Annotated in this window: 1 rRNA gene; it reads left to right on the top strand. The window is 52.7% G+C overall.

Going from position 1 to position 281, the window contains the following annotated elements:
• Nucleotides 1-281: ribosomal RNA gene (locus tag LZP69_RS16345) — 23S ribosomal RNA — on the top strand; the annotation flags it as partial.

The raw sequence follows: 281 nt of genomic DNA, 5'->3' as shown, positions 1-281 counted from the left end.
GAAACGGGTTAATATTCCCGTACTCTTGCTAACTGCGATGGAGAGACGGAGAAGGCTAGGCTAGCGCGGCGTTGGTAGTCCGCGTTTAAGGCTGTAGGTGGTGTGCTTAGGCAAATCCGGGCACACATACACTGAGAGCTGATGACGAGTCCCCAAGGGGATGAAGTAGTTGATGCCCTGCTTCCAGGAAAATCTTCTAAGCTTCAGGTTAGTAGGAATCGTACCCCAAACCGACACAGGTGGTCGGGTAGAGAATACCAAGGCGCTTGAGAGAACTCGGC

This window comes from Shewanella sp. AS1, assembly GCF_021412565.1.
Taxonomy (GTDB): Bacteria; Pseudomonadota; Gammaproteobacteria; order Enterobacterales; family Shewanellaceae; genus Shewanella.
Note: the sequence above shows the minus strand (reverse complement) of the source record. Positions and strands in the feature narration are given on the sequence as shown.